Origin of the sequence: Photorhabdus kayaii, from assembly GCF_025384895.1 — a bacterium.
GTDB lineage: Bacteria > Pseudomonadota > Gammaproteobacteria > Enterobacterales > Enterobacteriaceae > Photorhabdus > Photorhabdus kayaii.
In genome coordinates this window covers 94,581-119,816 of sequence record NZ_JAJAFZ010000004.1, presented here as the reverse complement: position 1 = coordinate 119,816, position 25,236 = coordinate 94,581, and the positions used below count along the sequence as shown (strand labels likewise).

The following is a 25,236-nucleotide window of genomic DNA, read 5'->3' as shown; positions in this document are numbered from 1 at the left end:
CCGAGTATTCTCAGGCTATTTGACTCGTTTATTAGTGACGGAGTTCCAAAATAGCATTAAATAGCGTTGTGGCAGTCTGGATAACTTGAGCATTGGCCAGATAATATTGCTGTAAGTTTTGTAATGCGCCATATTCTTCATCTACGTTGACGCCGGAAACCGACTGCTGTTCAGCGTAAAGTTGTTTAGTAATATTATTCTGAGTTTCTAAATCAACATTCGCCGTGCTGGTCTGGTTACCAATAGTACTGACCATCGAAGCATAAGCACCAGAAAATGATGCTTTACCCTCTACCAATTTTTTGTTCTGCAATTCAATGAGTTTTTTGGCATTGACGTTATCACTCGGCCCACCATCTTTAGTACCGGCAACCGCCAATTGCGACGCATCTTTAATATTAACCGCCATACTGCTAATAACACCATTGACCGCTTTCAGTGTATATCGATCGTGTTCTTTTGCATCGGTTGGATCAACTTCAACTTTTAATCCATCAAATTCCAGTGTATTACCTGTTACTTTGGCAGCAATATCCGCCTTATCAGAGGCACGCTGAATTTTCCAATTAGCCCCATCATAGCTAATATGATAATCACTGGCTTTTACCGCTGAGGTATCTGTATATTCCACTTTAAAATCAACAGAACCTTTATTTTTACTATCGGCAATGACATCCGGGTTATTAAATGTGAAGAAATCTTCACCCGGTTTGCCTTTTAAATCAAAGCCAGCACGATGAATTTGATTAAATTGATCGCCCAATACCAACGCTAATTGGTTTAACTGATTACGGGAATTATCCAGCACTTCACTACGCGCCCTCAATGTGCCGTTTAATTGCCCTTTATCAATGAATTTTTCATCAATTTCAACAACATCACCAAAACCACGATCATAACCTAATGTCATGCGACTGCTGTCCGCATTGGATGAAATCGCTTCTACTCGGTAAGCGGTTGTTCCCTGAACCAGTGTCAATCCCCCTGCAAAAGCAACATTGTAAGAATCACTATCCTGCTGAGTCACACTCACGCCAACCAGTTTATTCAGTTCATTGACCAATTGATCACGCTGATCCAGTAATGCATTCGGCTCAGCACTACCACCGCCTCTCATACGGGTAATTTCACCATTGAGTTTAGCAATTTGCTGCGCATAGTTATTAATAGACTCAGCCGAGTTAGCTATTCCCCGATTAATGTTATTTTCCATTTTACGCAGGAAGGCATCCGCACTTTTCAATTGGTTTACCAGCCCCTTTGATTTACCAATCGCTGTCGTTCTGGCTGCATCATCTTCCGCATTACTGACGACATTTTGTAAACTGGTAAAGAAGTCATCAATGGTGTTTGACAGGTTATTCGCTTTGTCTGCCAGCAAATTATCAATCTGGGAAATTTGCTGAGAATAAGTGGTTAATGCACCTTGTTTCGCCTGAGCCGTAGACAGTTGTTGATTAATGAATTCGTTATATTGACGGTTAATACTGGTAACAGTAACACCATTTCCGATAAAGCCAACGGACGTCATCGTGCCACCGTTTTGATTGATAACTGTCGATTGCCGGTTGTAACCAGGAACTTTGGAATTTGCAAGGTTATTACTCACGGTTCCCAGAGCAATTTGAGCCGCTTGCAAACCGCTCATCGCGGTATTAATAAGACTGTTGGACATCAGAAGATCCTTTTGCGTTTTATTTATGTCTCCGCTAGTGGGTGGCGGCAAACAATCTTTCAGATAACTAAAAACAAAGTCTGAATTGCTTTAATTTATCGGCTGAGCTCAATAAAACTTGAGCAAAATAGAGATCAAAATAGTTTACTCAAATCGTAGGTATAGGCTTTTACCGCCTGCTCTCCAGCACCTTTTAGCTGTTGAATAACTGAGACCAGTTTTTTCGCATATCCGGGATCTGTTGCATAACCTGCCTGTTGTAAGGAATAAGCCCCTTGTTCCGGGGTAACAGAACGGGCAACGTTGGCGTAACGGGGACTTTCTGTCAGTAATTTGACGTAATCCTCAATCGCTTCCACATAAGAGCCATAAACACGGAAGTTATCCTTCATTTTCTGAGGCTCACCGTTGATATATTCTGTGGTCAGGATATTGGTTACCGCCCCTTTCCAACCTTTACTCGCTTTAATACCAAACAGATTATGACTTGGCTTACCATCAGCGGTCAGAATCTCTCTTTGCCCCCAACCAGACTCTAATGCGGCCTGAGCAATAATCAGCAGATGAGGAATACCACTGCGTTGGCTAGCTATCCGGGCAGGGGACGAGAGCGTAGATACAAAATTCGTACTGTTCAGCGGCAGCGGTTTAGGTGTCGTCTCGGGTTTCGGTACCGTTCGACGGATAAATTGCTCAAGCGCCTGCCTTGGCAAGGTTTGTAAAACTTCGTTATCCAGAGTCATGGGGATCTTACCCGCTATTTCGCCAGGGACAGTTTTGTTGTTAGAAAGCTGCTTGAGCATCATATCGGCAAAACCTAACCCCTTCTGAGCAATATTCTGCGCGATTTGCTGATCGTATATCGAAGTATAGAGGCGCGTCTGTTCACTGCTCAACATGCCATCTTTAGGCAGAGCTGAACGCATGCTTTTCAACATCATCTGAACAAAGAGACCTTCCATTTGTTGGGCTACTTGCCGTAGCCCCTGTTGTGGATCTTTTGCCAGATTGGATTTTAACGTGTTAACCGACTGTACATCATAAGCCGCACCGGGCAGGGTTAAAAAATCATTCATCAAATGATCTCCAATTTCGCCCGCAGACAACCTGCACTTTCCATTGCCTGTAAGATTGACATTAAATCATTCGGTGTCGCGCCCAGTGCATTCAAGGCTTGAATAACATGGCTCAAACTTGCACTGGCGTTAACCTGCTGCAACGCACCATTTTGTTCACGGACAGCAACAGCGGGATTACGAGTAACAACGGTACTGCCACCTGCTAACGGTGTATTGGGCTGACTAACAACCACCTGATTATCGACAATGACAGAAAGATTCCCTTGAGCAACAGCGCAGCTATCCAGCATGACATTACGGTTCATTACCACAGAGCCGGTGCGGGAGTTGATAATCACTTTGGCATCACCGACATCAACACGGACAGTGAGATTCTGCACATGGGAGAGGAATTTAACCTGCTCACTTTTATCTCTCGGCATACGCAATTGTACTGTGCGGGCATCCAACGGCGTTGCGGTTCCCGTTCCGCCCGTACGATTGATGGTATCGCTAATTTGCTGCGCCAGTGAGAAGTCTTCGTTATTTAATTGAAGATTCAGCACGCCATTTTCACCAAACTGCGTGGGTAATTCACGTTCAATCACTGCACCGTTACTAATCCGACCACCCGCAAGCTGATTGACTTTTACACTGCTTCCCCCCGCGCTAGCACCGGCGCCGCCAACCAATATATTACCCTGCGCCAGAGCATAGACCTGATTGTCGACACCTTTTAGTGGTGTCATCAGCAAGGTACCGCCACGTAAGCTTTTCGCGTTCCCCAATGAGGAAACCACTACATCAATATTCTGCCCGGCACGGCCAAACGGCGGTAACTTCGCGGTGACCATCACGGCAGCCACGTTTTTCAACTGCATATTGGTTCCCGGAGGAACGGTAATCCCCAATTGGGATAACATGTTGCTTAAGCTCTGAGTGGTAAATGGCGTCTGAGTCGTCTGGTCACCCGTTCCATCCAGCCCAACCACTAATCCATAACCAATCAGCGCATTTTCCCGTACTCCTTGAACCGTGGTGAGATCACGGATACGTTCTGCTGATGCCGTCGTTGTCACCAGAGTCAGCAATACAAGAAGAAGGCTGACAGTAAATTGTTTTATCATAACCATCCCCTGTTAAAATGGTGCAACATTCAGGAAGAAACGCTGTAACCAGCCCATGTTCTGCGCTTCATTGATATAACCATTCCCCACGTATTCAATGCGGGCATCAGCGACCTGATTGGAACTGACGGTGTTATTAGCATTAATTGTCCGTGGGTTAACGACACCGGAGAAACGAATAAACTCGGTTCCCTGATTGATAGCAATCTGCTTTTCACCGACCACATGTAAGTTACCATTTGCCAATAACCGATCGACTGTCACGGTAATTGTCCCTCTGAAGGTGTTATTCGCATTAGCACCGCCTTTCCCACCAAAAGTATTCTCAGCTTCCATATCCAGATCGGTTTTATCTCCACCAATTAGCCCTTTCAGAAAATGGGGAGTCAGTGCTGCGGAAAACGTGTTTTTTCCATTACGGCTAGCATTGGCCGAAGAATTCTTACTGGCGCTGACATTTTCCTGCAATGTAATCGTCAGGGTATCGCCAATATTTCGAGGTCGGCGATCTTCAAATAGCGGCTGATAACCATAATAAACCGGCTGTACTACTTGAAAAATAGCGCCATTAGGGACTGGCGCGGTTGCCACAGAAGGTGCTGCGGTGGTTGCTCCCTCAACCAGGGGTTTTTGCGGTATATACGCACAGCCCGTTAGTGACAATACCGCCAGTGCTATACTACAACGCCATTTATTCGCCACATTTTTCCGTAAATGGCGGAACTGACAAACAGCGCTGGTCTCGGCAACAGCCATTGTATCCATCTTCGATACTCTTAATTTATCCCTGAATAACGGGGAAACTTGCGTGTTCCCCCGCGGTTCTGATTGACGATTTAGGTTATAACTGAGTCAGTTTTTGCAGCATCTGATCAGACGTCGACACCGCCTTACTGTTAATTTCATAAGCACGCTGAGTCTGAATCATGTTGACCAATTCTTCAGCGATATTGACGTTAGATGTTTCGACATATTTATGCTGGAGCAACCCAGCGCCATTGATTCCCGGTGTGTTTTCAATCGGTACGCCAGAGCTGCTAGTCTCTACATAAAGGTTTTCGCCGATACTTTCTAACCCACTGTCATTGATAAACGTTGTCAGGGTAAATTGACCAACTTGCTGAGGTGCCGCTTGCCCCTGTACTTTCACGCTGACAACACCATCACGGCTAATGGTGAGGTCCGTCGCGTTATCAGGAATGGTAATGGTAGGGAAGATCAAAAAACCGTTAGCGGTTGTCAACTGCCCGTTTTGATCTTCCTGAAATGAACCGTCACGGGTATAGGCACTGGTACCATCAGGTAACTGAACCTGAAAGAAACCCTTTCCTCTAATGGCAACATTATGGCTGTTATTAGTTTCAGATAAGTTTCCCTGACTATGTATACGTTCTGTTGCTACCGGACGCACCCCAGTACCTATCTGTAAACCAGAAGGCAAGCGGGTTTGTTCCGATGACATCGCTCCTGGCTGACGAATGTTCTGGTAAAGCAGATCTTCAAAAACGGCACGCTGGCGTTTAAAACCATTGGTGCTGACGTTTGCCAAGTTGTTGGCAATCACATCCATATTGGTTTGCTGGGCATCCAGCCCAGTTTTAGCAATCCATAATGATCGGATCATCGGTTTTATCCTCTGTGTCTAAATCAACTCATTGCTAATAGCTGATTAGCACGTTGTGCATTTTCATCTGAGCTATGGATGACTTTCATCTGCATTTCAAAACGGCGGGCATTGGCAATCATATTCACCATGCTTTCCATTGGGTTGACGTTACTTCCTTCAAGCACACCGGGAATTAATTTCACCTCATCACTGGCTGGCAAGACGTCACCCTGTAACGCCTGCGCCTGTTCCGTCATATGAAATAGGCCATCATCACCACGGACTAGCTGATCGCTCTCCGGTTTCACCATTTTCAATCTGCCAAGTTGCCCCAACTGTGTTGGCGGATCACCAGGAATCAGTGCAGATATAGAACCATCCGTCGCCAGGGTTAACTCAGCCTGTGGCGGAACATTGATCGGGCCGTTGTCCCCCATCAACAAGTTATCTTGAACAGTTAGCTGACCTTCCGCTGAAATCTGAATACTGCCGTTACGCGTGTAAGCCTCAGAACCCTCTTCAAGCTGAACCGCCAGATATCCCCCTTGCCCAATCGCCACATCCAACGGACGAGAAGTATAGTTCATCGGCCCTTGACGATTGTCAAAGCCCGGCGTTGAAGCGACAACTAAAGTACGGGTATTAAAGGCAGCACCTTCAACAGGCACCGCCCGCAAAGCAGCCAGTTGCGCCTTAAAACCCGGCGTCGAGGCATTAGCTAGGTTATTTGCCGTCACTGCCTGATGTTCTAGTGTCTGACGAGCACCGCCCATTGCGGTATAAATGACATGATCCATAATGCTATCCTGAAATTATCAGCGCATACTGACCAGCGTTTGCAGGATCTGATCTTGCGTTTTGATGGTTTGCGCACTGGATTGGTAGTTGCGCTGCGCCACGATCATATTAACCAGCTCCTGGCTCATATCGACGTTGGATGCTTCCAGCGAACCACTGAGCAATTTACCAAAACCCCCCGATCCCGCAATGCCAACAACTGGGCTACCTGAAGCACCCGTCTCTATCCAAACGTTGTCACCCTGCGCTGCCAGCCCCTCTGGGTTAGCAAAGTTAGTCAGAACAACCTGACCTAATAATTGAGATTGCTGATTGGAATAGGTGCCGATGACACGGCCATCGTCCTCAATACGGTAGCCATTGAATTCACCTGCGGCATAACCGTCTTGCTTGAGTGTCGATATGCTATCAGCATCAATTTTCTGCTGTTTACTGCCATTAAAATCAATGGTGATATCAGCGGCATTAGAACCATTCAGAGAGGGAACATTAAATGTAAACTGATTGTTGTCACCAATCAGCTTACCATTACCATCAAATTTCAACGTCCCCAATGGAGCTGCTTTAGCGCCCTCAACCGCACTATCCTGAGCATGAACCTGCCATTCGTTATCGTTCGTTTTCACAAAGAAGACCTTGATGGCATGTGGGTTACCCAGGCTATCAAAGGCGGTAACACTAGTAGGATAGTTATAAGAATCCTTATTTTCTGGCGAGAAAACATCTGCCGGTTTTTTATGCATCGAATTAAGGTTGGTTGTCATCGTAACCTTAGTTGTTGCTTTAGCCGCCAATATACCTTGAGGTATTGTAATCGGCTCTGGGTTAGCCCCTTTCTGAATCTCCGGCACACCACCATTGACACCGACTGCGGGATAGCCAGTCAATTTCATGCCTTGCATGTTGATAATATTACGGTTCTCATCCATCTTGAATTGACCGTTACGGGAGTAGTAGATCTCACCGTCACCGCCTTGCATACGGAAAAAACCGCTCTGAGTGATCGCCAGATCCAGTGGGCGATTAGTCGTCGTCGGCGTACCATCTTTAAAATTCTGATTAACACCCGATATTTTTACCCCCAGACCCACCTGAGAACCGGCAAATATGTCAGAAAAAGCAACCGTGCTGGATTTAAAACCATATGTCGCCGCGTTAGCGATATTATTACCAATAACATCCAAATTACCTGCCGCGGCGTTCAAACCACTTACTGCTTGTGAAAAAGCCATATTATTCTCCGTTAAAATTCTTGCTGGTTAAAGAATTTGACGTATCTGATCCATCGTGACGGCACCGATCCGCCCTAAATCTAACTTCGCGCCGTCCGCGTCACGAGTAACACCATTTACCTTCGCAAACCTCAGCGGCTGAAATACTCTCTGTTCGCCTTTATAGCTGGCAGTAATGGTGAAGTTATAAGCGCCATCCTCAACATTCGTGCCATCTTCTTTTTTGCCATCCCAAGGGTGGAAGCTATGGACACCCGCTTCCAATCCACCGAGATCAATTTGGCGTACAACCCCGCCTTGTTTATCAGTAATGGTGACTTGCACACTATCCGCGGGCCTTTCCAACTCAATACCATATGGTGTCGTACTGACGTTCCCAGCTTCTTTGTTTAAACCAGCCAAAATAGTATTCCCAGGGATCATAACGCCTCGCCCAATCAAGGCTGATGCCTGTACAGGCTGATTATTATTTATCTGACCGACAATAGACCCCAGTGTGGTATTCAGCTTTTCGATCCCCGCTAGTGTGTTAATCTGCGCCAAATGGGAGGTCAGCTCATTGTTCTTCATCGGGTTAGTTGGGTCTTGATTTTTCATTTGCGCGAGCAGCAATTTCATGAAGTTGCTATTCAGCTCTTCACTACCCTTTTTCTTGCTAGCCAATGCTGACTCTCCAACAATCGTGTTATCCAGTGCTCCATTCACTGAGCTGGTAATAGCCATGAGTCACTCCTGTTATTGACCTAACGTTAATGTCTTTAACATTATCGATTTAGTTGTATTAAGCACTTCAACGTTGGCTTGATAACTACGGGAAGCGGAAATGGTGTTAATCATTTCTCCGACCACATCAACGTTTGGCATCCGTACATAACCCTTCTCATCAGCCAACGGGTGTCCCGGCTGATACTCAAGGCGGAAAGGGGTAGGATCATCCACAATTTCACTGACTCTGACGCCGCCTGTTTCTTGCCCCGCCGCCGCGGCAACACGGAAAACCACCTGTTTAGCCCGATATGGCTGACCATCAGGACCCGCAACACTATCGGCATTTGCCATATTGCTGGCGCTGACATTTAATCGTTGGGATTGCGCTGATAATGCCGAACTAGCAATATCAAAAACACTGAGTAAAGACATTGCCCTTATCCTTGCTGTAAGACTGACATCATGCTTTTAACTTGAGAGCTGGTCGCAGTCAGTTCAGCCTGATATTTCAAGCTGTTATCCATAAAATTGCTGCGTTCCATATCCATATCCACCGTGTTGCCATCCATCGCTGTCTGATGAGGCACCCGATACAGTAAGTCCATCTCCATTCTCTTCTGAGGCTGAATAGGAATATGCCGATCGGATGTCAGCGTCAGCCCGATCCCGTTTCCGGTGACCCGACCGTGTGCAATGGTTTTTTTCAGTTGTGTGGCGAAATCAATATCCCGCGCTTGATAACCGGGCGTATCCGCATTGGCGATGTTAGCGGACAATATTTCTTGCCGCCGTGATCGCAATGACAGGGCTTCCTGCTGAAAATGAAAGGCTGCATCTAATTTATCGAGCATATTCCTCCCTCTGATGTGACTGACTTGTGTTGTGAACCTTAATAGCGCTTTTCGCGATCGCGAAATTCGCAGTAAACAGAATAAACGCAGAAGGAAAAGCCTATCGGATGAATAGACGCTAATTGGATTGCTATTTATCCCATTGGCCGATATTCAATGTAGGTACACTTATATACAATGAAATGTACACGACTAAATGTACGCGACTAAACGGCAGCGTATTGACCTATAGAAATAACGAGAGCGAGAAGATGCAAGCTATAAATATTATCGGGCTGTTCGCATTTTTCTTTATCACTTCGATGGCATGGGGCAATAATTTACCCCAAGCTATAGAGCACTATTTCCAGCAGATACACCGGGATAATCATCATAAAGTTTCTGTTAACATCAAAACCCCTGAACAACAATGGCCCCAGTGTGAACGGCCAGAAATTCAACCCGCTATCGGTGGTCAAAACTGGGGAAATCTCTCTTTACCTGTGATCTGCCATCAACAACGCAAATTCATTCAAGTCTCTGTCAGTGTGACAGGGAATTATCTGGTTACTCGCCGAGCTATCTCGCGTAATGATGTTTTATCAGATAAAGATTTTCAGGTCAGAAGTGGATTACTGGAAAGACTACCGCATGATCTGGTCATTAACAAAAATGAGATAAAAAATAGTATTGCGATACGTAACATCCCGGCGGGGCAGGCGATTACTCATAATATGTTACGCCGCCCGTGGGTTGTACGGTCAGGCCAGAGTGTGGCGGTGATTATACAGGGAAATGGCTTCCAGATACGCAACGAAGGGAAAGCTATTAATAACGCCGCTATTTCTGATAAAGTCAGGGTTCGAATAAATTCAGGACATGTTATAACCGGCCAGGCATTAGAAAACGGCAATGTGAAAATCATGTTATAAGTTCTAAAGTTTTCGTTCACTGTGCCGATATAACCAGCAGAGCACGATTTGCAGGTATGCAAATGGCATGTAACCTGCTCCGATCCATAGGTGAACCTATGCCTGGCCATAAAGGATAATGATTATGAGTATCGAACGCACTCACCCCTTATTAGCTATCGCTGCTGTTCAACAGCGACCTACTAATGAAAGCGCCCAGAGCACCCGAAAAACCGCCGGCGTTACCTTACAAAGCAGCGATGCACAAGTGAAACTGAGCGAAGCACAAACAAAACTGGTTCAACCAAGCAGCCAGGATATCAATATCCAAAAGGTGCAAAAGTTGAAAGAAGCTATTGCTCACGGAACCTTAAAAATGAACAGCGGTAAAATAGCAGACGCTCTGCTCAAAGAAGCCGCCGAAAACTTTCAATACGATAAGAAATAATTAAACCCGCTATGGAAGAACTTCAACAACTACTCAAACAGCAAGTGACCTATTTGACCTCGCTGACCCAAACTATGGCGGAAGAACAACGTATTTTGCGCGAAGGTTTTATTGAAGCGCGAGATTTGCACCAGATAACAGAACGAAAAATTTTCCTGTTGTCCGCGCTTAGCCATTCAGAACAGCAACGTCTTAATTTGAGCAAAGCATTAAACATCATTGCGCCTTATGATAAGCAACCTTTGCTGGCCACATTATGGCAACAGATCGGCAAAGCGATTATCCGGGTTCGTGATTTAAACACCCATAATGGTTCGTTGTTAACCCAGCATCTTGATTTAAATAGTAAAGCCATTGCTTTCCTAAAAAGTCATCATAGCCCCTCTCTTTACGGTTCAGACGGCCAGGCTGCCCGTTACAGCATGCTTTCCGGCCACAAAGTTCAGGTTTGATTCAGTGCATTACCGCCCATTGCGGTAGTGCTACTTTTTATTGTTTTGATAGTATTTGTCAGCACCACCTTCCCGTTCAAACCGAGCTTCGTCGCTGCTCACGGAGTCCTCAAGCATGAATAATTCAAACGAAACGCAATGTACTGTGAAACAGTTGTTGCAATCAGGGAAGAACGGATTAGCAAAAATCACCATTTGTAAGTCAATATAACAATTGCACAACTATAATGTTTTGCGTGTTACGAAAATATATTGCAAAATAGGAATAAGCAACAATGGGTAATTATCAAAATTAACAGCGAGAACATCCTTCATTTCATTAACCTACCTTGGGAACCATACATTGATGCACAAGCAACTAAAAAAAAGAAAATCGAGCGGACAACAGATACCAAAAACGCCTCAGCAACAATTCAAAACTTACTGGAAGTCCATCGAAAAATACCAGTTGAAGATCGCCAAGCTACAACAGCAACAAGACGAATTGTTCATGCGCTTTCAACAGGAGATCTTACCGGTAGAACATCAATATATGCAGTCCAGATATGATAAAGCGGCACGGTTGCTTTCATTTGCCGATAAAAAATCGCTGGGGAAAACCCAACGGAGAGAATTATTTTTCTGGATAGAAGAAGAGCTTGCTGAGTTATGTACTTACCCCTTTAACGAAAACCTTGATCTCAATAAGTTGACCGATCACTTTTCCAATCTTCATGCGTTGAAAGAAGAGGAAATTCCGACACCAGAACAGATGGCTGATATCCGGCAGACTTTTGATGAATATTTTGATTTTAATGAAGAAATATCTGATGAAGAATTACTTGAAATGATCAGAAGTCCTGAAAAAATGCGTGCCACCTTAGAGCAACATTTTCAACGGGAATCAGAACATTTCTACGATGAATATGATGCAGAAGAGACCATTGACTTCGACCCTGCGGAAGAAGACCAGAAAAAACTGGATTCTTTATTTAAATCGCAGGAAGTGAGCCAAATGTATAGAAAAATAGCCAAGGTATTACATCCGGATCGTGAACAAGATTTGGATGAGAAGAAGAAAAAAAACCAGTTGATGGTACAGTTATCAAAAGCCAAGAAAGATAATGATGTCTGGACGATCATAGACATGTACCACAAGTACATTGATCCAACTTTCAGTTTTAATAGCCGGGATATATCCAACATCAATAAATTGCTTAAAGCACGTATAGACATATTGGCCGATGAGCTTAATCAGCTAAAAAAATCTGATTCGTTACCGGGTATGATTTGGCGCACACTGGGAGGTGAGACATCGAAGGCAATAGAAAATAACCTCCGCGAACACTGCAAAAAATTGCGGCAACATATAGAAAACGAAATCCAACTACGCGAAAGCCTACGCTCACTCACCGTACTAAAAAGCTACCTTGCGGAACGACGTAATGTCTTAGAATTTGAACAGGAAATTATCGACTATCTTTTCAAACAACATTGAATCCGCTGAGTATGGCGGAAATTTCAGCGGCTTACACATCAGGCTCAAGGGTATCCCCTATGGATTTCAAGATGCATCGCGAAGAATAGGGTGCTGCTACGCTGTAATAGCCCACGTTTGTGGGCGAAGTGCCGAGGAGGATGTTCAGCTGAGTGACTATGATATTATTTTAACATTCTCAAAAACATAAACTGCACCGGCTTTGGATTTAGAATCGACATTCTCTATCGTTGCACCAACTGCCAAACTCGTTCCCGCCTTATTCAGGCCGACAGATCCACCAAAACCATTTAAATTGTCTGAATTGTTTGAAGGGTTCAAAATCTCCATCGGTGTTTCCATATTCCACTTATTATTCAGACAGGTATACAGATACACCCTGTAAGACGCTCCTACTGCCAGACGATCTCCCGCATCATTCAGTTCGAGGGAGCTACCAAAATATACGCCACTTGCAGGGGCCGAAAACTTAATGGGATTTTCTCTATCCCAGATCCCATTCGTGCGCGTATACAGATAAACCTCCCCATCTGTGGATTTATAAAACTCTGTACCCACCACCAGACGATCTCCCTCTGCATTCAGGCTAAAAGTCTGGCTAAAACTAGATGATTCACCTTCAGGGTGACTAAACTTAATGGGGTTTTCTCCATCCCAGATCCCATTTGTGCGTGTATACACAAAAATCGTGCTTATTGTGGGACCAGAAGAAGAATCGTGACAATGCACCGCCAGACAGTTTCCCGCGGCACTCAAGTGGGCAATCCAGCCAAACTCATAAAAATTAGGAGGGAGCGGAAGCTTAATGGGGTTTTCTGTATCCCAGATCCCATTCCGACGCATAAATATACGGAACGGAGAGTAGTATCTGGCCCCACCCACCAAACAGTCTCCTGCTCCGCTCAAGCTGACATTCACACCAAAGTATTCACCTATAATCAGAAACACAACGGGATGTTTTGTATCCCAAACGCCCTTCGTGCGCGTATACACACAAACCCGCCCTCGGTTATAAGTGGGATACGGCAACATGTTTCCCAACGCCAGGGTATCGCCAGCCGCATCCAGAGAGACATCCCATGAAGATCTATGATATTCATCTTCATAAGCCTCAAACACAATAGGCTTGCTTATATTCCACTCACCACTCTTCCGGCGCGTATATACATAGACTTTATTAATCATCCCAACCGCTAAACAATCTCCCGCCGCGTTCAGACTAACAGAGCTACCAAAGTACTCCTTCTCTTTGGGGAAGGGAGAAACAATTCGCGTTATCATGGTGCGTTTCAAACCCAACACCTGCGTGATCTCCATCCGCTCACGCCGCGATAAACTGAAAAAATCCGCAAACTGAATCTGCCGATCGGCATCCAATTTCAGATATCCTCCCCCATCAAAAGAGAGTCCTCCTGGTTTCAGTGATAGCGCCAAAGCGCCTTGTTCGAGGTTTAGCCCACCAGAATGGCGCGTGTTGAGGGTCAGTTTTCCTTTGCCATCTCGTTTCAGCCCTGTGGTTGGGCCATTACCCTGAGCGCCATCAATGATTTCATATACCTTATATGCCTCATCAATCAAATGGGAAAAGGCTTCCGGCATGAGCCGAACACCAGACTTAAAACTCGCTTTCAATGAGTCAACAGTACTAATTTCTTTATCAGTCATCATATTTCCTCAAAAGCCAGCCGTATTAGACAGTCACCGTCACCTGTTTTCTGTATGGGCATCAATTGATATTCTCAAAGATATAAACTGCACCGGCTTTGGATTTAGAATCAACACCTTCTGACGTTGCCCCAACAACCAAACTCGTTCCCGCCTTATTCAGGCCAACAGGTCCACCAAAACCATTTAAATTGTCTGAAGGGTTCAAAATCTCCATCGGTGTTTCCATATTCCACTTATTATTCAGACAGGTATATACATACACCCTGGAAGACGTTCCCACTGCCAGACGATCTCCCGCGTCATTCAGTTCGAGAGAACCGCCAAAATGCTTTACGTCACTTGCAGGAACCGAAAACTTAAGGGGATTTTCTCTATCCCAGATCCCATTCGTGCACGTATACAGATAAACCGCCCTATCAGAGAGTCCATAAAAATTCGTACCCACCGCCAAGCGATCTCCCTCTGCATTCAGGCTAAAAACCCCGCTAAAACTAGATGATCCACCTTTAGGGTGACTGAACTCAATGGGGTTTTCTGTATCCCAAACCCCATTTGTGCGTGTATACACATAAATCACGGAAATGTAATCATCACACACCGCCAAACGGTTTCCCGCAGCACTCAGGTGGGCAATCGCGCCAAACGCATAAGAACCTGAAGGGGCCGGAAACAGAATGGGGTTTTTTGTATCCCAGATCCCATTCGTGCGTATAAACATACGGAACGGAGAGGAGTATTGGCCCCCAGCCACCAGACAGTCTCCTGCGGCGTTCAAGCTGACATTCTCACCAAATTTTACAGCAACCCGCGGAAACACAATGGGATGCTTTGTATCCCAAACGCCCTTCGTGCGTGTATATACATGCACCACTTCTTGCCATATCTCTCCCAACGCCAGACAATCTCCCGCCGCATCCAGACCAACACGCCATGAAGATAGACCATATCCAGGTTCAGTATCCTCAAACACTATCGGCTTGCTTATATTCCACTCACCACTCTTCCGACGAGTATACACACAGACTTTACGATTCGACCCAACCGCTAAGCAGTCTCCCGCCGCGTTCAGACTAACAGAGCTACCAAAGTACTCATCTTCTATGGGGGAAGGAGAAACAATTCGCGTTATCAGAGTATGTTTCAAACCCAACAACTGCGTGATCTCCATCCGTGCTCCCCGCGATAAACTGAAAAAATCCGCAAACTGAATCTGCCGAGCGGCATCCAATTTCAGATATCCTCCCCCATCAAAAGAGAGTCCCCCTTCTGGTTTCAGTGATAAGGCCAAAGCTCCCTGTTCAGGGTTTAACCCGCCAGAATGCTGAGTGTTGAGGGTCAGTTTTCCTTTATCATCTCGTTTCAGCCCCGCGGTTGGGCCATCACCCTGAGCGCCATCAATGATTTCATATGCTTTATATGCTTCATCAATCAAATGGGAAAAGGCTTCCGGCATGAGCCGCACACCAGATTTAAAACTCGCTTTCAATGAGTCCACAGTACTAATTTCTTTATCAGTCATCATAATTTCCTCGAAAGCTGTATTAAACAGTCGCTGCCATCTGCCTTCTGTTCTCTGTCTTCTATACGGTCATCATTTGACATTCTCAAAGACATAGACTGCACCAGCTTCAGACACAGAACCAACCTCGGCTGAAACTGCACCAACCGCCAAATTCGTCTCCCACCTATTCAAACTGACAGCCTTACCAAAACCATTTAAATTGTCTAAATTGCCTGAAGGGTCCAAAATCTCGATAGGTGTTTCCATATTCCACTTATTATTTAGACAGGTGTACACATACACCCGGGAAGCTGCCCCCACGACCAGACGGTTTCCTACATCATTCAGTTTGATAGCACTGCCAAAATACGTTACGTCACTTGCAGGAGCCGAAAACTTAATGGGACTCTCTGTATCCCAGATCCCATTCGTGCGCGTATACAGATAAACCTTTCCCTTAGTGTGGACATCATAATCTACCCCCACCGCCAGACGATCTCCCTCTGCATTTAGGCTAAAAATCCGATTAAAATTGGATGAACGATCTTTATCAGCCATGAACTTAATGGGGTTTTCTTTATCCCAAATCCCATTCGTGCGTGTATATATGTAGGACCAAGCGTCGCCCGCCACCGCCAGACAGTCTCCTGTGGCGCTCAAGCTGACATTGTGACCACCAGCGTATCCACGTTGATCTTCCAGCGGAAACACAATGGGATTTTTGGTATCCCAGACGCCATTCGTGCGCGTATACACACAAGCCTTCACTTTTGGAATAACATCAATTAAATATCCCACCGCCAGGCAATCTCCTACCGCATTCAAACTGACATCCCATAAAGAACGACGAGATTGATCTTGATCATCCTCAAACACAGTGGGAGCGTTTATATTCCACTCACCCTTCCGGCCCGTATACACACAGACTTTATTATCCATCCCAACCGCTAAGCAGTCTCCCGCCGCGTTCAGGCTCACAGAAGTGCCAAAATGTTCATTCGCTTTAGGGGAAGGAGAAACCATACGCGCCATCATGGCACGTTTAAAACCCAACAACTGCGTGATCTCCATCCGTTCCCACCGCGATAAACTGAAGAAATCCGCAAACTGAACCTGCCGATCGGCATCCAATCTCAGACGCCTTCCTCCATCAAAAGAGAATCCACCTTCTGGTTTCAGTGATAAGGCTAAAGCCCCCTGTTCAAGGTTTAACCCGCCAGAAAGGTGAGTGTTGAGAGCCAGTTTTCCTTTATCATCTCGTTTCAGCCCTGCGGCTGGGCCATCACCCTTACCGCCATCAATGATTTCATATGCCTTATATGCCTCATCAATCAAATGGAAAAAGGCTTCAGGTGCGGGCGGAACACCGGACTTAAAACTCGCTTTCAATGAGTCAACAGAACTAATTTCTTTATCAGTCATAATATTTCCTCAAAAGCCATATTAGACAGTCACCGTCATCTATTCTCTGTCTTCTGTTCTCTGTCATCTGTCATCTGTTTTCTACCTCCTGTGCCCGCATCCAATAACAACTTGGCAATTTGTTTCTGCGTCTCCTCAGGAAGCAATTTAAAAGCTTGGGCCGAAACCGCTACAGTCCCATCCACCGACAGCACCCCGGATTTATCTAACATCAATCCCCCATCGAGCTGTAGCTTTAACGCAAGCCCTTTCGGTTCCAACGAGATGCCATCACCAATCTTAACCGCCAAACGGTTGTCGATAACCTGCAATCCAACTCCCGGATGATAAGTTTGATCACTATCCCGCCAACCAAAAAGCTGTCGCCACAATATGGCCCAATCAATCAGTGAATAAAATGCCGCCTCAGTCGGGATCTTGCCAGGGGCGAAGTGAGCACTAAGCTGGCTAACCGTTTCATCTGTTATCTCTTTCGCCATCGTTTTTTCCTCATTTAGCTAGTCGTAAAGGTAAACTTTCCCTTCTCCACTCTTCCAGCCACTGGCGCCAATCGCCAACGTATTGCCGTCACCGCTAAGACAAATGCCGGCACCAAATTTATGGTTTAATTCCCCATCCACTGCCAGTAATCTGCCCTGCGTAATCCATTGTTCATCCTGATAACTAAACCACCATCCTGCACCGGTTTGCACACCAGTGTTATCTTTACCAACAGGTGTTGACACCACCAGTATCTGACCGTCACTACTCAAAGACAGCTCACTGCCAAACCTTTCCCCGGCAGTCACCGCTTCTCTCAGTATCCCCATGGATTGCCATGCATTACGGTAACGCTGGTACAAATAGACCGCACCAACATTGCCCTTCTCTCCCGGACACCCCACCGCCAAAATATCGCCGCTATCGTTCAGGCTGAGACTAGCACCAAAGCTGTCACTGCTCTTGAGTGAAGGATAGGTCTGCGAACTGAGTGGCGGTTGCGGCTGCCAATATTCCCCGTGACGATGAAATAACGTCACTTCACCGTTATTACCGTTACGCCCCGTTGCTGCCACTGCTAAGGTTGAACCATCTGCACTCAAGCTCAGTTTGACGCCAAACATATCGCCCTGTGCCGGAGAAGCTAAGGTCAGACGCTCACCAAGCTGTGACCATTTCTTTCCGTCATACTGATAAAGATACACTGCACCACAATTAGCCAGTGAACCCGATCCCCAGCCATAAGCACCTACTGCTAATAGGGTGCCGTCTGCGCTCAGGCTCACAGAACAACCGAAATGCTGCTGAACGTTCGCCTCACTCAGCCAAAGTTTGGCCGATTTCTCCCACACACCATTTGCCAATCTGTGATAAACGAACACTGAACCATGCCCACCATCACTGCTCCGATTATCAATACCCACCGCGAGAACATTACCGTTTCGATTCAGGCTTAGTGCTCTGCCGCCATAACCACTGACGTAATCAGCGAATTGCTGCCGCCAGCCGTTATCGGTATAAGAAAATAGATATACAGGTTCCTTTCCTTCTGCCCCACTAAGCGCGATAGTTTTCCCATCACCGCTGACACTGACAACAGAGCCAAGGTTTTTATTGTTACCGTTAGCCGGCAAATCAAACGCGGGCAACTGCACTTTACTCGCTGCCATCTCCCCAGCATGAATCAGCCAACGGTAAAGTTCTCTTTGTTGTTCCTCCGTAAAACTCTCAAATAATTCCAGCGACAATTTAAAGTCGGAGCGTAATCCCAATTCGCCATTAATAAACTGTAAGCCGCTGTCCTTATTAATATTAACCGCAATTTCACGGTCTTCTCCGATATGCACCCCTTCACCGGGATTCACCAAGAGTAAATTCACCTCATCCAGATCTCGGTTCAATCCTGCGCCTGGACTATTATCGATCTGACCAGGGTCCAGCCCGGCTAAACGCCGAGCTTCCGCCGCGATTTGCACCAATTGAGTATAATTTTCACTTTTCGGCATGGAATATAATTTAAACCAGGATTTAACTTCCTCTTTATCCAACAAATTATTCTCTCTGGATGTAAATATCTTGTTGTGAGCCATTAATACCTCCAATGCAGAATGACAAATAAATTAACGTTGTTACACGCCGTTCTATTCTTTTACTTTCTGGATAAACAATCCCCCCTAACCAGGCATTCCTTCTCTTGGTACAAACAGCACCTCTGCGGCTTTTAGCTGCTCGTAGTCTTTCTTACGCCAGAAGAGCTCTTCATCGGCAAACTTCGCCAAATCGTCGGGCGTAGCAACATGTTTAATCCCCACCCCGCGTATTTTTTCTGCTGGTATAAATAACACCCTCTTAACCTCCATCTGTTCGTAGGTTTTCTCATTCCAATAGCCTTCTTCATCGACAAACTTCGCCAAATCATCAGGCGTAGCGACATATTTAATTCCAAGACCAAGTGGAGTCTCTCCTGCTGGTGTAAACAATACCTCCGCAGTTTTCATCTGCTCATAAGTTTCTTTATTCCAGAAGAGTGATTGATCAGCAAACTTTGCCAAATCATCGGGTGTGGCAACATGTATCACGACAATATCTTCCTGATGTAGCGGCGGTTCAGTGGACATAATGTCCCCCCCATTAATAAAGTCAGACCTTGGTCATATAGTTGATGTTGATAGTTGATAGTTGATACAGCCCTCGGAAAACTCGCTCCCGATAACACTTATTTAATATTTAACTTGACTACGTTATTCGTTTTTCGTTTTTCGTTTTTCGTTTTTCGTTTTTCGTTTGAAACAATCAGCTATATTTAAGCATTATAGAAAAGTGAATTTTTGCCAGCCATTTAATAAAATTTTAATTACTTTTTTTTAAAAATATCACATAAAAAGATATCGTTTAAACAATATTCCATTGGTATCGCAATAACTATTTATTTAATTAGATTTAATTTAATCAACCAAGAGTTTTATTAGAAAAAACATAATAATCAATGATACTTATAAATGTTACGTATTTACACCGAGCTATTTCATTGCCACATAATAAAAACATTTCACTTTAATAATCAAGAAAATATCGCGCACACTTAAATAACACCAAAATTATAATTATCCACATTAAATAATTCAGAATATGAAAGTGATAAAACAGCAGTTAAGAGAAATCGTTTTTTGTCTGTCAGCGTGTTTTTAAACTCTGGAAAAAAGGACAAACGCATAAGGTAAAAACAGGTAAAAACTTTAATCAATAAAGATAAAAAAAGCGATTAAAGATTTTTTAAAGCAGGTAAAAGATCTGAAACTATCTTCCGCTGATTTTACATTTATCTACCCAGCCATAACCATTTAAAACCCCGTACTCCGGTGTTTTATCGAGGTTATTTTACGCAGAAAACTATAAAAATAACGCAATCAACAAGGGATAAAACGGTTAATGTGGCAAGATTTAAGCCCTGAAAAGAGAATTAAGCAGCCCCCGCCAGAGTCACCTATGACTGAGCGGCGGGAGCAAGTCACTCGCTATCCATTACCACCAATGGTCGCAGTCATACGAATTTGACGGTTATCACTGATTTCAAGATTAGATAAAACCACTAATTGAGGCAAAGCCCTACGCAAGAAACGCGATAACAGCGGGCGTAATGCATGATTGACCAACAGTACCGGAGGCGCGCCCAACATTTCCTGACGTTGTAGTGCTTCCGTTGCTTGCCGTTGCAAGTTATCCGCCAATCCGGGTTCCAAACCACCGCCATTTTGTAACGCCTGAATTAACAAGCGCTCAAGGCCCGCATCCAATCCGATGACCTGAATTTCCTGCGCTCCGGGGAACCACTGTTGAGCAATTGCCCGACCAAGCGCAATTCTAACCAAAGATGTCAATTCATAGGGATCAGTTTGTCCAGGTGCATGTTCAGCCAAGGTTTCAATAATTGTCCGCATGTCTCGAATCGGCACTTGTTCGGACAACAGATTTTGAAGCACCTTATGCAAGGTTGTCAGATTAACAACATCAGGAATAAAGTCCTCCGTCAGTTTAGGCATCTCTTGGCTGACTCGCTCAAACAGTTGCTGGGCTTCCTGACGACCAAACAATTCATTGGCATATTGCGTCAACAGATGATTCATATGGGTCGCAACAACCGTACTGGCGGCAACCACCGTGTACCCCTGAACCTGAGCTTGCTCTCTGAGGCTATCATCAATCCAAACCGCAGACAGGCCAAAAGCGGGATCTTTCGTGATATCACCTGGCAATTCCCCCACTGCACCACCGGGATTAATCGCCAGCCAGCGCCCCGGATGCGCTTCACCACGACCAATTTCCACTCCTTTCATCAAAATACGGTAGCCCGCTGGGGCCAGTTCAAGGTTATCCCGGATATGAACAACCGGCGGTAAGTATCCCATCTCTTGGGCAAATTTCTTACGAATTCCGCTGATTCTCCCCAATAACTCACCATTTTGCCGAAAATCAACCATCGGGATCAGGCGATATCCCACTTCCATACCCAAAGGATCTTCAAGCTGAACATCGGACCATGAAGCTTCTGATGTCTGTTGCTGCTCTTCTATTTTTGGTTTTTCTGTATTTATTGCCGGCGCATCAGTACGGCAATATAGATACCAGCCAAGACCAGCCAATGCCGCGGTAAATAACAGGAAAACAAAATTGGGCATTCCCGGTACCATGCCCAACAATCCGAGAACACCCGCACTCAACATCATCACTCTGGGATTGTTGAACAGTTGAGTCACCATCTGCTGACCAACGTCCTGATCCGTTGCTACACGGGTAACAATAACACCCGCCGCAGTAGAAATAATGAGAGCAGGTAACTGTGCAACCAAACCATCACCAATGGTTAACAGGGTATACGCTTCTCCCGCATCCCCCAAACTCATACCATGTTGAGCCACACCAACAATTAAGCCACCAACGACGTTGATAACTAAGATCATCAATCCCGCAATCGCATCGCCACGCACAAACTTACTGGCACCATCCATCGAACCATAAAAATCCGATTCTTGTGTCACCTCAGTACGGCGTTTCTTCGCTTCTTCTTCACCAATTAATCCGGCATTTAAATCGGCATCAATTGCCATCTGTTTACCTGGCATGCCATCCAACACAAAACGGGCGCCCACTTCGGCAATCCGCCCCGCACCTTTAGTAATGACCATAAAGTTAATCAATACCAAGATGATAAATACCACAATACCGATAGCGAAGTTGCCACCAACCAGAAAATGACCAAATGCCTCTACAACGTGCCCCGCTGCCGCAGAACCCGTGTGCCCTTCCAACAAAATGATACGGGTTGAAGCTACGTTAAGAGATAAGCGCAATAACGTGGAAAACAGCAAAATGGTCGGAAATGCAGCAAAATCTAGCGTACGCCGGGTAAACATCGCCACCAGCAACACCATGATTGATAGCGCTATGTTAAACGTAAACAGCAAATCGAGCATGAATGGCGGCAATGGCAATACCATCATCGACAAAATCAAGAGGATCAATACCGGCCCGGCAAGCATTTGCCATTGCGAGCCTTTCATATTGCCCGGTAAACGAAGTATAGAGGCCAGATTAGCCATGACGATTATTTTCTCCAGCAAAATCCAGTGCTGGCGGCACTGGCAGATTTTCAGGTTTCTTCGGCTTCAAGCCGCCTTCCCGTTTCCAACGTTTCAATTGGTAGACCCAAGCAAGGACTTCCGCGACTGCCGCATAAAGTGTCGCGGGAATTTGCCCGCCAACTTCACTATGGCGATAAAGTGCCCTGGCAAGTGGCGGCGCCTCAAGTAATGGAATGCGGTTTTCTGTACCTATCTCTTTAATCCGTAATGCAATAATCCCCGCCCCTTTCGCCAATACTTTTGGCGCACTCATCGCTTTTTCATCATATTTCAGAGCAACAGCATAGTGAGTTGGGTTGGTGACAATGACATCCGCTTTCGGTACATCCGCCATCATACGCTGACGAGCAGCCGCCCGTTGTTGCTGACGGATACGCGCTTTAACATGTGGGTCCCCCTCTTGTTCTTTAAATTCATCCTTTATTTCCTGCCGGGTCATTCTCAGTTTTTTCAAATGGCTGTATATCTGGTAAACAACATCGAAAGCCACCATCGGTATCAACATGAAAACCACCACATAACCGGCGAATATCAGCATTTGCATAGCATCATCCAGTGCCAACAGTGGCGGTTGAGCTATGAGCCGTAACATGGCAGGCCAGTTCATCCAAAGGAACAAAGCAGCACCAATACCGACAAATCCCGCTTTAAGTAGCGCTTTGAATAATTCCGCCAACGCATTCATTGAAAAAATACGTTTCAGGCCAGAAATGGGGTTCAATTTTTTCGGATCAAATTTGATGGATTTGGTACTGAACACTAATCCACCCAATAGCGCCGGGGCACTTAATGCAACTAACACTAATCCAGCAAAAACTGGCAGCAGGGCCAAAACAGCCTGTTGCAGCAACCTACCAATCTGTTGAACCATCTGCTTATCATTGCTGACCATACTGTGATCAAAGCTAAACCCTTCAAACACCATCAACGACAATTCATGCGTCATTGACTGACCGCTCATCCAGAGCAAACTTAAACCACTGGTCAACATCAAGATAGAACTCAGTTCTCTGGAGCGGGCTACCTGCCCCTCTTTTCGCGCTTTTTCCCGCTTATGGGACGTGGGTTCTTCTGTTTTCTCAAGATCGCTATCTTCAGCCACGGCTTTCCTTGTCAGATTTTCAAACGCTATCAATCAGAAAATATGGAATCAAATGGCGGTTAGCATGACAAAAGAGAAAAAATCCGATGGCTGGAACAATGAGAAATTTGACCGGGTATTTGCGGGATCAAGTTCAATAACAGTAAGTGGTTCAATACAACTAATCAAACTGTTATCCACTTAGCATCAGAGCTAAAAGCAAAAAATTCGATCTTATGATGAAACGGAATCCGGTCACCGGTGATTATGAGTTCTGGGAACCGGGAGAATACCAGCCAACAATTTTATGGACACCAAACGAGCAGGAATTCAAAGTTCCACCCCATACCGGGAATGAGGAACAGCCGTTTATTCCATCGCAGATAACCGTGTTACCGATCCCGGATAAAGTCGGCAGCGATATTGAATCGTTGCCAATGCCGGAAGAGAAGGATTTTCGGGATTATATTCTGATACTCCCCATCCCTAATATGCCACCGGTGTATGTGTATTTGAGTAAGCCTAGAAGTGGATTGCCACAAGATGGACACAATTATTATCCTGCCCAAAAACAGAGGAAATTACTGGGGTTTCTGGGTTACGGTCAGCTAAGAAAAAAACTCCAAAACAAAATGGGGGTGGTAAACGGGATAGATGGGTAGATAGTAAAGGCCGAAGAATTTATGAATGGGACTCTCAGCATGGTGAATTGGAAGTTTACCGAGTAAGTGATGGTGAGCACCTTTGCTCTATAGATTATAAGACTGGAAAAGAGCTAAAACCTGCTATCAAAGGGCGAAACATTAAACAATATTTGTGAGGTATATAATGGGATTAAAATTAAGATTGGAATGGTTTGATAAACAAACAGAATTAGGGGAAGGATGTGAATATTCTAAAGATTTTGAAGATAATGCTGATGTTATGGTTAGTGGATTAGGCATATCAACAGAAGATAATATAAATAACGGCGGCTTTGATGTGGAATCTAAATGGGTGAGTATTCTACAGCCCCATTTCAGGCATCAAATTGATTTATCAGCTTATGATTATCAAATCTCTTTTGATTATCGATATTTGTGGTAAACAGAGATTCAGCGGATAGTGGGATAATGATCAATAAACCGCTATCCGTGTTTAACTAGGTTTTCGTTCCATACACGCCAAAAAACGCAAGCAATGCAAACAGTTCAGTCATATATTACCCCTTAAGTGGGATTTAAGCTTTTTGTAGAGTGCGTCGGGTGCCAGATCAGCATTATTCGGCCAGCACACTGCGCCACACTCATCAACACGCGCTTGGGCAAAGAATTTCTGCTCTTTCAGTGGCTCGAACATGGGTCCGAACAACCGATCCGCGATGCACACCTCTCCATAGGTGCCATCATCGAACGTCACCGCCAGGGTGTATTCTGGCTTTATTTCCACTTTCGTTACTCTGCGCATGATAATCACTCCAGCGGTTCAATCTTGTTGAGAGGCTGATGCTGCTCAGCCAGTTACCAGTCATTCAGCAGATCCTGCCTGTGCTCAACCGCCCATTCGATGACCAGAGCCCTTGCTCGTTTGGGCAATGAGCCTTCCATGACTTCCAAGGTCTCAAGGTTTCAATTGAGATAATAGC

General features: G+C 45.2%; 25 protein-coding genes and 1 pseudogene. 6 read left to right on the top strand and 20 right to left on the bottom strand.

Annotated features, from left to right (window positions below; translation table 11 throughout):
• Positions 1 to 31: 31 nt before the first annotated feature.
• From flgK to flgB, 10 genes are all read right to left on the bottom strand, one after another.
• On the bottom strand, positions 32 to 1,675 hold the full coding sequence (gene flgK, locus LGZ98_RS02970; protein ID WP_113042001.1) for a flagellar hook-associated protein FlgK: 1,644 nt from the start codon (positions 1,673 to 1,675) through the stop codon (positions 32 to 34).
• Between the two features lie 134 nt (positions 1,676 to 1,809).
• A complete protein-coding gene (gene flgJ / locus LGZ98_RS02965; protein WP_390904642.1) occupies positions 1,810 to 2,751 on the bottom strand; it encodes a flagellar assembly peptidoglycan hydrolase FlgJ in 942 nt (313 codons plus the stop codon).
• The gene (locus LGZ98_RS02960; protein ID WP_113042003.1) at positions 2,751 to 3,860 is read right to left on the bottom strand and encodes a flagellar basal body P-ring protein FlgI; all 1,110 of its coding nucleotides are present in this window, start codon (positions 3,858 to 3,860) and stop codon (positions 2,751 to 2,753) included. The genes flgJ and LGZ98_RS02960 overlap by 1 nt, the downstream gene beginning before the upstream one ends.
• A 12-nt stretch (positions 3,861 to 3,872) precedes the next feature.
• A complete protein-coding gene (locus LGZ98_RS02955) occupies positions 3,873 to 4,625 on the bottom strand; it encodes a flagellar basal body L-ring protein FlgH (RefSeq protein WP_262977683.1) in 753 nt (250 codons plus the stop codon).
• Positions 4,626 to 4,701: 76 nt separating this feature from the next.
• Entirely contained in the window at positions 4,702 to 5,484 is a 783-nt protein-coding gene (gene flgG, locus LGZ98_RS02950) for a flagellar basal-body rod protein FlgG (RefSeq protein ID WP_113042005.1), read from the bottom strand.
• A 23-nt stretch (positions 5,485 to 5,507) separates the two neighbouring features.
• Positions 5,508 to 6,263, bottom strand: coding sequence for a flagellar basal body rod protein FlgF (locus LGZ98_RS02945; protein WP_262977682.1), 756 nt, complete (start codon positions 6,261 to 6,263; stop codon positions 5,508 to 5,510).
• Between the two features lie 18 nt (positions 6,264 to 6,281).
• On the bottom strand, positions 6,282 to 7,496 hold the full coding sequence (gene flgE, locus LGZ98_RS02940; protein WP_113042007.1) for a flagellar hook protein FlgE: 1,215 nt from the start codon (positions 7,494 to 7,496) through the stop codon (positions 6,282 to 6,284).
• Between the two features lie 27 nt (positions 7,497 to 7,523).
• Positions 7,524 to 8,219 (bottom strand): flagellar hook assembly protein FlgD, encoded by a 696-nt coding sequence (gene flgD, locus LGZ98_RS02935; RefSeq protein ID WP_113042008.1) that lies wholly within the window; start codon positions 8,217 to 8,219, stop codon positions 7,524 to 7,526.
• Between the two features lie 12 nt (positions 8,220 to 8,231).
• On the bottom strand, positions 8,232 to 8,636 hold the full coding sequence (flgC, locus tag LGZ98_RS02930) for a flagellar basal body rod protein FlgC (protein ID WP_113042009.1): 405 nt from the start codon (positions 8,634 to 8,636) through the stop codon (positions 8,232 to 8,234).
• Between the two features lie 5 nt (positions 8,637 to 8,641).
• Positions 8,642 to 9,055, bottom strand: coding sequence for a flagellar basal body rod protein FlgB (gene flgB, locus LGZ98_RS02925; protein ID WP_113042010.1), 414 nt, complete (start codon positions 9,053 to 9,055; stop codon positions 8,642 to 8,644).
• 251 nt (positions 9,056 to 9,306) lie between these two features.
• On the opposite strand from flgB, the gene flgA reads away from it, so the two are divergent.
• The 4 genes from flgA (at position 9,307) to LGZ98_RS02905 (ending at position 12,322) form a co-directional block, all read left to right on the top strand.
• Positions 9,307 to 9,966, top strand: coding sequence for a flagellar basal body P-ring formation chaperone FlgA (gene flgA, locus LGZ98_RS02920; RefSeq protein WP_113042011.1), 660 nt, complete (start codon positions 9,307 to 9,309; stop codon positions 9,964 to 9,966).
• A gap of 124 nt (positions 9,967 to 10,090) precedes the next feature.
• Complete coding sequence (gene flgM, locus LGZ98_RS02915) at positions 10,091 to 10,393, top strand: flagellar biosynthesis anti-sigma factor FlgM (protein WP_113042012.1); 303 nt, start codon at positions 10,091 to 10,093, stop codon at positions 10,391 to 10,393.
• Positions 10,394 to 10,404: 11 nt separating this feature from the next.
• The gene (locus tag LGZ98_RS02910; protein ID WP_113042013.1) at positions 10,405 to 10,845 is read left to right on the top strand and encodes a flagella synthesis protein FlgN; all 441 of its coding nucleotides are present in this window, start codon (positions 10,405 to 10,407) and stop codon (positions 10,843 to 10,845) included.
• 346 nt (positions 10,846 to 11,191) lie between these two features.
• Positions 11,192 to 12,322: a hypothetical protein gene (locus tag LGZ98_RS02905; protein ID WP_113042014.1), complete on the top strand. Its 1,131-nt coding sequence runs from the start codon at positions 11,192 to 11,194 to the stop codon at positions 12,320 to 12,322.
• A 156-nt stretch (positions 12,323 to 12,478) separates the two neighbouring features.
• Here LGZ98_RS02905 and LGZ98_RS02900 read toward each other — a convergent pair whose 3' ends face one another.
• The 8 genes from LGZ98_RS02900 to flhB all read right to left on the bottom strand — a co-directional run bounded on the left by LGZ98_RS02900 (position 12,479) and on the right by flhB (position 23,633).
• A complete protein-coding gene (locus LGZ98_RS02900) occupies positions 12,479 to 13,990 on the bottom strand; it encodes a hypothetical protein (RefSeq protein WP_262977681.1) in 1,512 nt (503 codons plus the stop codon).
• Between the two features lie 58 nt (positions 13,991 to 14,048).
• Positions 14,049 to 15,512: a hypothetical protein gene (locus tag LGZ98_RS02895; RefSeq protein ID WP_262977680.1), complete on the bottom strand. Its 1,464-nt coding sequence runs from the start codon at positions 15,510 to 15,512 to the stop codon at positions 14,049 to 14,051.
• A 69-nt stretch (positions 15,513 to 15,581) separates the two neighbouring features.
• Positions 15,582 to 16,916, bottom strand: coding sequence for a hypothetical protein (locus LGZ98_RS02890; protein WP_113042017.1), 1,335 nt, complete (start codon positions 16,914 to 16,916; stop codon positions 15,582 to 15,584).
• A 32-nt stretch (positions 16,917 to 16,948) separates the two neighbouring features.
• Positions 16,949 to 17,392 carry a hypothetical protein gene (locus LGZ98_RS02885; protein WP_113042018.1) on the bottom strand — a complete coding sequence of 148 codons (444 nt, stop codon included), beginning with the start codon at positions 17,390 to 17,392 and terminating at the stop codon, positions 16,949 to 16,951.
• 18 nt (positions 17,393 to 17,410) lie between these two features.
• Entirely contained in the window at positions 17,411 to 18,982 is a 1,572-nt protein-coding gene (locus tag LGZ98_RS02880) for a WD40 repeat domain-containing protein (RefSeq protein WP_262977679.1), read from the bottom strand.
• Positions 18,983 to 19,066: 84 nt separating this feature from the next.
• A complete protein-coding gene (locus LGZ98_RS02875) occupies positions 19,067 to 19,510 on the bottom strand; it encodes a hypothetical protein (protein ID WP_113042020.1) in 444 nt (147 codons plus the stop codon).
• Positions 19,511 to 20,407: 897 nt separating this feature from the next.
• On the bottom strand, positions 20,408 to 22,489 hold the full coding sequence (gene flhA / locus LGZ98_RS02870) for a flagellar biosynthesis protein FlhA (protein ID WP_113042021.1): 2,082 nt from the start codon (positions 22,487 to 22,489) through the stop codon (positions 20,408 to 20,410).
• Entirely contained in the window at positions 22,482 to 23,633 is a 1,152-nt protein-coding gene (gene flhB / locus LGZ98_RS02865; protein ID WP_113042022.1) for a flagellar biosynthesis protein FlhB, read from the bottom strand. The genes flhA and flhB overlap by 8 nt, the downstream gene beginning before the upstream one ends.
• A 218-nt stretch (positions 23,634 to 23,851) precedes the next feature.
• Between flhB and LGZ98_RS02860 the strand changes: the two are divergent.
• Together LGZ98_RS02860 and LGZ98_RS02850 are read left to right on the top strand one after the other, a co-directional pair.
• Positions 23,852 to 24,432: pseudogene (locus LGZ98_RS02860) on the top strand (colicin E3/pyocin S6 family cytotoxin); the annotation flags it as partial.
• Between the two features lie 8 nt (positions 24,433 to 24,440).
• Positions 24,441 to 24,698, top strand: a complete 258-nt coding sequence (locus LGZ98_RS02850; protein ID WP_113042023.1) for a colicin E3-like toxin immunity protein — start codon at positions 24,441 to 24,443, stop codon at positions 24,696 to 24,698.
• 108 nt (positions 24,699 to 24,806) lie between these two features.
• Here the strand turns inward: LGZ98_RS02850 and LGZ98_RS02845 are convergent, their stop codons facing one another.
• Together LGZ98_RS02845 and LGZ98_RS24200 are read right to left on the bottom strand one after the other, a co-directional pair.
• Entirely contained in the window at positions 24,807 to 25,058 is a 252-nt protein-coding gene (locus LGZ98_RS02845) for a DUF2442 domain-containing protein (protein WP_113042024.1), read from the bottom strand.
• A gap of 53 nt (positions 25,059 to 25,111) precedes the next feature.
• Entirely contained in the window at positions 25,112 to 25,207 is a 96-nt protein-coding gene (locus LGZ98_RS24200) for a DUF4160 domain-containing protein (protein ID WP_390904641.1), read from the bottom strand.
• Positions 25,208 to 25,236 lie beyond the last annotated feature (29 nt).

Excerpts from the sequence above, each read along its gene's own strand:
- flgK (WP_113042001.1), bottom strand. The coding sequence starts at position 1,675 with ATGTCCAACAGTCTTATTAATACCGCGATGAGCGGTTTGCAAGCGGCT.
- flgJ (WP_390904642.1), bottom strand. The coding sequence starts at position 2,751 with ATGAATGATTTTTTAACCCTGCCCGGTGCGGCTTATGATGTACAGTCG.
- LGZ98_RS02960 (WP_113042003.1), bottom strand. The coding sequence starts at position 3,860 with ATGATAAAACAATTTACTGTCAGCCTTCTTCTTGTATTGCTGACTCTG.
- LGZ98_RS02955 (WP_262977683.1), bottom strand. The coding sequence starts at position 4,625 with ATGGATACAATGGCTGTTGCCGAGACCAGCGCTGTTTGTCAGTTCCGC.
- flgG (WP_113042005.1), bottom strand. The coding sequence starts at position 5,484 with ATGATCCGATCATTATGGATTGCTAAAACTGGGCTGGATGCCCAGCAA.
- LGZ98_RS02945 (WP_262977682.1), bottom strand. The coding sequence starts at position 6,263 with ATGGATCATGTCATTTATACCGCAATGGGCGGTGCTCGTCAGACACTA.
- flgE (WP_113042007.1), bottom strand. The coding sequence starts at position 7,496 with ATGGCTTTTTCACAAGCAGTAAGTGGTTTGAACGCCGCGGCAGGTAAT.
- flgD (WP_113042008.1), bottom strand. The coding sequence starts at position 8,219 with ATGGCTATTACCAGCTCAGTGAATGGAGCACTGGATAACACGATTGTT.
- flgC (WP_113042009.1), bottom strand. The coding sequence starts at position 8,636 with ATGTCTTTACTCAGTGTTTTTGATATTGCTAGTTCGGCATTATCAGCG.
- flgB (WP_113042010.1), bottom strand. The coding sequence starts at position 9,055 with ATGCTCGATAAATTAGATGCAGCCTTTCATTTTCAGCAGGAAGCCCTG.
- flgA (WP_113042011.1), top strand. The coding sequence starts at position 9,307 with ATGCAAGCTATAAATATTATCGGGCTGTTCGCATTTTTCTTTATCACT.
- flgM (WP_113042012.1), top strand. The coding sequence starts at position 10,091 with ATGAGTATCGAACGCACTCACCCCTTATTAGCTATCGCTGCTGTTCAA.
- LGZ98_RS02910 (WP_113042013.1), top strand. The coding sequence starts at position 10,405 with ATGGAAGAACTTCAACAACTACTCAAACAGCAAGTGACCTATTTGACC.
- LGZ98_RS02905 (WP_113042014.1), top strand. The coding sequence starts at position 11,192 with ATGCACAAGCAACTAAAAAAAAGAAAATCGAGCGGACAACAGATACCA.
- LGZ98_RS02900 (WP_262977681.1), bottom strand. The coding sequence starts at position 13,990 with ATGATGACTGATAAAGAAATTAGTACTGTTGACTCATTGAAAGCGAGT.
- LGZ98_RS02895 (WP_262977680.1), bottom strand. The coding sequence starts at position 15,512 with ATGATGACTGATAAAGAAATTAGTACTGTGGACTCATTGAAAGCGAGT.
- LGZ98_RS02885 (WP_113042018.1), bottom strand. The coding sequence starts at position 17,392 with ATGGCGAAAGAGATAACAGATGAAACGGTTAGCCAGCTTAGTGCTCAC.
- LGZ98_RS02880 (WP_262977679.1), bottom strand. The coding sequence starts at position 18,982 with ATGGCTCACAACAAGATATTTACATCCAGAGAGAATAATTTGTTGGAT.
- LGZ98_RS02875 (WP_113042020.1), bottom strand. The coding sequence starts at position 19,510 with ATGTCCACTGAACCGCCGCTACATCAGGAAGATATTGTCGTGATACAT.
- flhA (WP_113042021.1), bottom strand. The coding sequence starts at position 22,489 with ATGGCTAATCTGGCCTCTATACTTCGTTTACCGGGCAATATGAAAGGC.
- LGZ98_RS02850 (WP_113042023.1), top strand. The coding sequence starts at position 24,441 with ATGGGATTAAAATTAAGATTGGAATGGTTTGATAAACAAACAGAATTA.
- LGZ98_RS02845 (WP_113042024.1), bottom strand. The coding sequence starts at position 25,058 with ATGCGCAGAGTAACGAAAGTGGAAATAAAGCCAGAATACACCCTGGCG.